Source organism: Vibrio sp. Y176 (assembly GCF_033438945.1).
This window is the reverse complement of the sequence record NZ_JAWOQS010000029.1, coordinates 1-4,207: the sequence shown is the minus strand read 5'-3', so window position 1 is coordinate 4,207 and position 4,207 is coordinate 1. Positions and strand designations below refer to the sequence as shown.

At 41.2% G+C, this 4,207-nt stretch carries 1 protein-coding gene; it reads right to left on the bottom strand.

Translation table 11 applies throughout. The features are described from left to right. Positions 1-2,057: 2,057 nt before the first annotated feature. Complete coding sequence (locus tag R7O13_RS23610) at positions 2,058-2,252, bottom strand: hypothetical protein (RefSeq protein ID WP_318304790.1); 195 nt, start codon at positions 2,250-2,252, stop codon at positions 2,058-2,060. Between the last annotated feature and the right edge of the window lie 1,955 nt (positions 2,253-4,207).

The window sequence follows — 4,207 nt, the reverse complement described above, 5'->3', positions numbered from 1 at the left end:
CGTCCCCCAGCTCAAGTTGCAGACGTAAGCCATGTGACCTAATGAAACTTTGACATGTGCGATGATCAAACAACACACACAGGCCTGTGTCTGTCAGAGTGAAGCCATTGTTATGCTAATTAATGACCACGTACTTAGGTGACAGCACAGGCACTTCAAGCTCAGTTTGACTAATGACTAATGATAACAAAATCAGCAGGAGTCATTTCACACCACAGCAGCAACACAACCTCACACGTCACACCATCCAGGCACCGCTGTGATAGAAGTTAACCTGCTGCATATTTGTTTGTTACTCAGGACTGTCTTAAGTTACTGAATTTATGCAGATCAGTCATTTCTTTGAACATCACTTTTTGTCTTAACGTTCAAATATGACACTGCATGAATTCATCCTCAGCTCAAATCAAACCTCTGTGGTTTTTATATTTATTTGTTTTAATAACACTGTGCACAAGGATCATGAGCATGAGTGAGGTGTATTGGCTGTTGTGAGGATCTAAGTGCAGCAAACAGACAGAAATATATAATAAGACCTACAAATGTTGAATTAATATCTGATTGTATACATATGTGACACGAATCATATGTGTATAATAAAAGGGAGTGGAGTGTGTGTGTGGGTGTCTGTCTGTCTGTGTGTCTCTGTGTGTTCGTGTCTGTCTGTGCAGGGTTCAACGCTAAGGTTTTTTTTCACTTGCCCGGTCGGGCAAGTTGGTCAGAGATCTACTTGCCCGAAGTCAGTTTTTACTTGCCCTATAAAAGTTGTTTAATTTAAGCGGCTATCAAAAAACAAAGACTGCAGTTATTTTTATGTTATGTAATCTTTATTCACACTGTATTTATTAATTAAAACAACATACGCCATGTATTGTAGCTTAATTTCTACATAAAAATGACAGTGTCAGGGCTTAAAGTGAAAAATTTGTCAATCGTTCTCCGTCTATAATTTTGCGCCCTACTTGAGCCATGCCCACCTCTATTTATTTTTCACCCCTCTCTCCAGTTCTGCTGTATTAACACCGGTTTTAATATATTTTGCTTCCATCTCTCTGCCCTGCTCTACTCTACTTCAACGCTACTTAGCTCTCTCTCTACTCTACCAGTAGACTACCACATCCACCTGTTGCACAAAACGCACACAGCAGTGTTTCCCCTAGGATGGAGTTGTAGCAGCGGAGGTGAAGCACACGCATGAAAAATAATTTTCACATGCGTGAAACTTTTTTTCTATGCTTGGAAAGCACAGCCGGCTGGAATGTTTCTGTGTATCTACTGGCACCAGAAGGGCTCTTTAGGACTACGTACATACAGTACATGTGTGCACAGTAATGAGCAGGTGAAATGTCTGTCTAGCTTACATATGAGGTGTCTCAAGATTTAGGAACATACACTTTTATTGAATATAATAAATAGTGCTGCACGATTTGAAAAAAAAATGTGCGATTGCGATTACAATATAATTACAATAAAATGTAATAAATAAATGGTATCATGAGTCTTTTTGCTTGATTCAGTGTTTCCCCTACATTATATTAGGGGGCACTGACCTGACATAGGTATTGTTATGGACAGACATTGTGTCAATGCCCATCAACAGACTGAGCACAGTCAAACTCGCTGCTCACACAGCAGCGCAGCACATCTGCAGATGAAAATTGGCCTGTATGGCTAAATTTGGCACATTTACGTGACTTAAGTGATCATGTTAATTAATGTGCACTGTCCCTTCTTAAATAAAATGAACACAAACTGTACACACAGCGGAGCGAGCCTGTGTTGTGTTCAGCCGTTGTCACGTAAATGACAAATTCCAGCACGCCATAGCACAACACAGCAGAATGTCATGTGGGCCGAAACAGAGCAAAATTGCTCAATTTTTCATTTGTTATGGAGTCCATGATTTCCCTGTGACACTTACAAATGTTTGCTTAACCGTGCTTGGATGTTGTTTTATGAGGCTCTGGCGGCTTTCAGTTGTCTCATTGTCTTTAATGTTACACGGCTCGGCTTTCTCTCGCATGCACTCTTCCTACTTTTCTCTGTGCTGTGCTGTCTCAAGTGCTGATATAGATTGGTCGTGTTGCCGCGGGACGTGATGACTTTAACTTTTCACTTACCCAGTACGTCTTTCTGTTCAGCGTCGCCGTACCTGAATCCAAAGTATCGCCATGTACAGACGTTTTTTTCGCCACTAATTCAGCCTGTTCATGGTCGAGCTCATGCGCTTCTTCAACTTCTGTGTTGGTCACTGCTGCACGCCGGCTGCACGCACCAGGATAGCTTGTGGGCGTGATGTCAACAAACTCCACACACTACAGGAGAGGCAGTCACGTTCAAGGCACACACGTTAACATTTATTTAGCCTACATTAAATCGCAAATCGCAGCCTTTTATGCGGTTATGTAATGGCACAGCCTGATATCGCGATTGCGATTGCGATTAGATTAATTGTGCAGCACCAATAATAAAGTAAAAAGTCACTTGACATGCTGCTGTTTTGTGCTATGACCTATTTAAGTGTTGGAAGTTGTTATTTACGTGACAACGCCTGAACGCAACACAAGCGCTGTATGAGTGCCGCACTGAGCTGCTGTGCCAGCAGCGTGTCTGTCTGTGCGTAACAGCAGTCTGTTGGTTGTTATTTACACACTTTCCATTTCAATAACTTTGTCAGCTGACAAACTGCACCGGGCTCGGGGTCAGGTTTGGTCAGGAAAATGCGGCCCGAGCCGCTCTAGCGTGCTCACCTGTGTGTGTGGCGGAACTCCGCCGTGCGCCTGCATCAGAGCAGAAGAGCACGTTTTAAAATACATTTATTTTATCGATTAGTTATTAACATTTACTATTTTTAGCAACTTGCCCGATCGGGCAAGTGAGGTTACTAGTTTACATGCCCTGTGACAGAGTCACCTAATCATTAATTAAATGCAATTTAAGGTATGGAGATATCTGGGAAACAACAGGTTTCTTTGATTATGTAAAAAATAAATAAATAATTCCCTGTACATGTATAAGGGTAAGATGGGGTATCCGCTGTCGTGGTTGTAAATTTCTGTATGTGTACAATGATAATTTACAAAAATGGATGAGATTATTTAGGGGGGAAGAGGCGGAGAAGAAGGGACCGGGAAAAGGAACAATAGAGCTGGCGGACCTAAACATTAGGACCTGAATATAAAGTAAAAGTAACGAGCTGTGGACATTAAGTAAATGATAAAGACTATTAGAAAGAAACCCATCAGTGGTTACCTTATAAACCCGTCCTTTCACGGTATCCCAGCTGGACATCTCGGCCTCAGATGACGGAGCGTGTGCCCAGGATCAGCCGATGGATTACTTTCCCTGATTGACTGCGCGGCTCCTGGGTGAGATCGTTTCTTTTATATATTTTTCCTGGTATACCAGAGGTACAGCGATCGATCGCATAGTTTTTTCACCGGTTTTTGCTGTGTGGATCTGCGCTATTTTTGTTTGACACGCCTGCAGGAGTGACTGTTTCGTTTACGTGCGCACGGACTAAAAAATAATCAAAAGTCACTTACAAGTTATTGAAAATGGACAGTATTGTATTTTTCGTTAGTTGAGACTGTGAGTTTATTTTGGGGATTGTAAAGACTGAGATTGGTTTTGTGATGTGACCTTTTTTTTCATTTAAACCTACGCATGACGTGCGCATAGGTGCTGGGGGGAGGAATTAATTAAACGTGTGTTATTTGAATTTATACACTCTGTCGAGAGTTTCATATATCTTTATTCCTTAATATTTGTTGTTGTTTTTTCTGGGGGGATAAATATATTTTTATTTTTCCCAAAGGTTTTCTATTTTCCTGAAAAGAGCCCCCCTTGTATAGTTAACGCTTACTTTGAGGAAAGGTAAAGTGTTACAGCCCGACCGCGAGTTTTACTTGCCCCGGGCAATCGGGCAATCCTTATTGTTGAGCCCTGCTGTGTGTGCCGTACTTCTACTGTTATTATACAGATATGATTATTGTCACATTTGTATACTATTAGATATTAATATATACTTCCCACATGTTGTACCACAATAGCCAGAATCATAAGTCAAACTCAGTTTTAAAAACTGTAAAGGGTTCTTATGAAGGTGGTGTGAGCAGAAGGGGAGACAGAGAGAGATGCAGGAGAGATGATCATGACAGTAGCTTACAACAACATTAATGAAAGTAAGAATCTTAAAATTATAATT